This is a genomic window from Pseudomonas putida (assembly GCF_028682475.1).
In the GTDB taxonomy this organism is placed as follows: domain Bacteria; phylum Pseudomonadota; class Gammaproteobacteria; order Pseudomonadales; family Pseudomonadaceae; genus Aquipseudomonas; species Aquipseudomonas putida_AG.
Window position 1 is genome coordinate 1 of sequence record NZ_JANHLE010000061.1, and the last position, 3,463, is coordinate 3,463.

A 3,463-nucleotide genomic window follows, 5' to 3' on the forward strand; every position below is an offset into this window, starting at 1 on the left:
GACTTCAAGGTCCTGGCGTTTAGCGGCACGGAAGCCATCAGCACCTTGTACGCGATCCACATTGAACTGGTCAGCGAGTACCCCGACTTCGATCTTGAAAGCCTGCTCAGTCAGCCGGCGTTTCTGCGTTTCGGTTTGAACGGGGAAGGGCTGCATGGCCGCATCGAAGACGTTCGGGTGGAAGAGCCCGGTACACGCCTGACCCGCTACCACCTGACCCTGGTCCCGGCCCTGCACTACTTGCAGTTCAGCCACAACCAGCGAATTTTCCAGCACCTGACGGTGCCGCAGATCATCGCCCAGGTGCTGCAGGGCCATGGCATTCAAGCCGATGCCTATAGCTTTCATGTTCGCAACAGTCCCGTGCGTGAATACTGCACTCAATACTTCGAAAGCGATTACCAGCTACTGCAAAGGCTGTGCAGTGAAGAAGGTATCGCCTGGCATCACCAGCACAGCCCGGACGGTCATCGGCTGGTGTTCACCGAAGACCAGACCTTCTTTCCCAAACTAGGGGCAACCCCCTATCAGCAAGGCACTGGGCAGGTGGCCGATGAGCCGGTCATCAGCCAATTCTCCCGGCGCTTCAACACCCGCACCACTACCGTCACCCGGCGCGATTACGACCTGAAACGTCCCAGCCGGTTGGTGGAAAACCGCGTCACCGCCGAGTTCAAACCGGCGCTTGAGGATTACCACTACCCCACGCCGATCGACACCGAAGAGCGCGGCAAACAACTGGCCCGCCGCGCCCTGGAACGGCATCGGATCGATTACCAGCTGGTTGAAGGCAAGAGCGATCAGCCGAACCTGCGCAGCGGTCATTTCTTCGACCTGTGCGAACACCCGCGTAAAGCCTGCAACGACCTGTGGCTATTGCTCAGTGTGAGCCACGAAGGCAAGCAGCCGCAGGTGCTGGAGGAGGCGGCCAGCAGCGAAAAACCGCCCAAAGACGGCTTCAGCCAGGGCTACCGCAACAACTTCAGCGCCATCCCCTGGGACGTGTTCTACCGACCACCGCTGGTCACCCGAAAATCGGTTCTGGTCAGCCAGACCGCTCGGGTAACCGGGCCTGAGGGCGAAGAAATCTTTTGCGATGAGCATGGCCGGGTCAAAGTCGAGTTCCATTGGGACCGCGCCGCGCTGAACAGCGACAAGAGCAGTTGCTGGCTACGGGTTTCATCCAGCTGGGCCGGGGAGGGCTTTGGCGCGGTGACCATTCCGCGCATCGGCATGGAAGTGGTGGTGACCTACCTGGAGGGCAATCCTGACCAGCCGTTGATTACCGGCTGCGTGCCCAACACGCGCACGGCGGTGCCGTACCCGTTGCCCGCGAACAAAACCAAAACCGTGTTGCGCAGCCGCAGTTCGCCCGCCGGTGGCGGCTACAACGAGCTGTCGATTGAAGACCGGGCCGGGCAGGAAAAAATCTACCTGCGGGCCCAGCGCGACCTGGAGCAGAAGATCGAGAACGACAGCCAGCTGGAAGTCGGTCACGAACGCCGGGAAACCATCAAGGGCAACAGCATTGTGGTGCTGGAAGCTGAAGATCAGCGCAGCGTAACAGCGGACCGCAAAGTCGAGCTCAAGGCCAACGACCACCTGCAGGTCGCCAGCAGCAGCCATACCCGCGTTGGCCAAACGCTGGTGGTTGAAGCGGGTCAGCAAGTGCACCTCAAGGCAGGCGCCCATGTGATCCTCGATGCCGGCGCCAGCATCACCTTGAAAGGTGGCGGTCAGCACATTGTGGTCGGGCCTGGCGGCATTTTCAGCAGTACTACAATCCAGATCGGCGGGGCGCCGCAGGGAGGGGTTGCAGCGAATCCACTGTTACCCGGCGTACTCCAGGCGCTGATGACGCCATCCGACCTGCCGCCAGTAATCGCCCCTGCACAACAGGCGCTCATGGCCGTTGCCAAGGCTCAGGGCGCAGATTTCTGTCCACTCTGCGAGGCCTGTAAAAATGGCCTGTGCTCGCCTGCGGGGGGCGCGGTATGACAACTACCTTACCTCGTCAGTGGATGCTGGAGCAGCTTCGCCTGGGTCGAACCCTTTGCCTGATGCTGGACGCTGAAAGCGAACAGGGTATTCACCTGGCGCTGTTGAACCGTCAGGTGGCTGACCAGCATTACAGTGTCTATCGCGACACCCAGGCTTCAGGACTTGCCGAGGCCGGCCCTTTCCTGTTCGTTTTCGACAATCCTGACGATGACGGTGTCAATGCTTTGCTTGCGGCCCCACAGCGCAATTGGGGCTGGCTGGCGAGCATTGCTGAAGGCGAACAGCTTGATCTGCTCCAGCATTGGCGCGCGCGTGCGATTGTCGGCACCCGGCCGAATCAGGCGCTGTACCGCTTTCATGACAACCGCGTGCTCAGCCGGGCGCTGGAGCACCTGGCTGAAGACCAGTTGCCTGCCTACCTGGGGCCAGCGATCAGCGTGTGTTGCTGGCAAGGTGAGTGTTGGCAGGTCTGCGCAAACCCCGCTCCAGGCCACCACGCGGTTCCTGAACATCCCGCCTGGCTGCGGGTTCCTGCGCCAGACGTGCAGGCAGCGCAGATACGCAAAACCAATGCCCACCGCTATCTGTTGGACCAGCATCTGGAAGCCTACCTGGCACTGGCTGAGCAGCAAGATCCCGAAGCGTGGCTGGACGCACAACTGGCCCTGGCTGAAGCATGGGGCTGGGTAGCACCGGTGCAGTTGGCGTTGTTGTTTGCGCTGAGTTTAACCGAACCTGGCGGTATACCGGCCGAGCGCTGGCCGCCGCATCCTGATGAAACGCCAGCCGCACATTTCGAGCGGGTGCAACAGGAAATGAAGTTTTGGCAAGGAGAGGGTCCGTTATGAACCTGGCACTTCAGCGTTTGGTACTACTTTGCTGTTTTCCCTTGATGGCAAGCTGCGGCAACGGTAGCGCCAACACTTTCACCTTTACTGCTGATCTTCCGCCGAACTTTGTGTATGTGGCGGCGGTTTATTACGTTCCCGCCAAAGGCGAAACCTGTACGGTACCGACTGCCGACAACAAGGCGCCAGTGTTTAACTATAAATGGCGGGAAGATTATAAGCCCGACGCTGAAATTGCTATCTACCGTACCCGTAACGGTTGCCCGCTAGTGATAAAACGTATTGAGTTGGAGCTCTACGCTATGTACGGAAAGGATTTTGGCGACTTCGGTAGCCACAATGCCGGTGTTTCGATTCGCGACGAGGTGAAGGAGGAATACAAAAGTACCTTTAATGTGGCTGGAGAGAGTGAGTTCTACGGTCAGTGCCAATGGCTGTTTCGAACAGTCGGACTTAATCGTCGTATTGTGAAGCTCCTTGACTGCAAAGGTATGGATGCACAGGGCAATCTGAGCCGCTACCGTCCTGCAGCGGCTTTCACCCCTGATCAACTGCCGGGTAAGACCGTACGGATGAAGATCAGATTAGCCGAAGAAGAACGGCCAGGTTGGGGT

3 protein-coding genes are annotated in these 3,463 nt (G+C 59.2%); all 3 read left to right on the forward strand.

The annotated features are described in order from the left end of the window. Nucleotides 1-1,998 (forward strand): type VI secretion system tip protein VgrG (locus tag NPS47_RS24980; RefSeq protein ID WP_274297396.1); only part of this gene is annotated, 1,998 nt, incomplete at its 5' end. Then, nucleotides 1,995-2,849: a DUF4123 domain-containing protein gene (locus tag NPS47_RS24985; protein WP_274297397.1), complete on the forward strand. Its 855-nt coding sequence runs from the start codon at nt 1,995-1,997 to the stop codon at nt 2,847-2,849. The genes NPS47_RS24980 and NPS47_RS24985, both read left to right, overlap by 4 nt. Continuing rightward, the coding region (locus NPS47_RS24990) for a hypothetical protein (RefSeq protein WP_274297398.1) at nt 2,846-3,463 on the forward strand (618 nt) is incomplete at its 3' end. The genes NPS47_RS24985 and NPS47_RS24990, both read left to right, overlap by 4 nt.